The sequence below is a fragment of the Streptomyces sp. BE20 genome (assembly GCF_036322525.1).
GTDB lineage: Bacteria > Actinomycetota > Actinomycetes > Streptomycetales > Streptomycetaceae > Kitasatospora.
The window spans coordinates 1-310 of the sequence record NZ_JAQYWW010000307.1; the positions used below are offsets into that span (position 1 = coordinate 1).

The following is a 310-nucleotide window of genomic DNA, read 5'->3' on the forward strand; positions in this document are numbered from 1 at the left end:
ACCGACAGATCACCCCACCCACCCGACGGCTCCAACCACCGCACCACATCCGCCACCGGCGCCCCCACCGACAACAACCCACCCTCACCCACGAGAACCACCAACGCCCCGGAACGCGCCGCGACCACCCGCGCCCCCTCCTCCACCGAGAGCGCCCCCGCCACCACCCCGCCCACCACCTCACCCAGCGAATGACCCCCCACCGCGGCGGGACCCACCCCGAACGACTCCCACCACGCCGTGAGCGCCACACCCACCGCCCACAGCACCGCCAGCACCACCTCCACCCGCGCCAACCAGTCGACCCCGC

Annotated in this window: 1 protein-coding gene; it reads right to left on the minus strand. The window is 73.9% G+C overall.

What is annotated here, in order from left to right; translation table 11 throughout:
• A partial coding sequence (locus tag PUR61_RS45090; protein ID WP_329874867.1) for an acyltransferase domain-containing protein occupies window positions 1-310 on the minus strand: 310 nt, incomplete at both ends.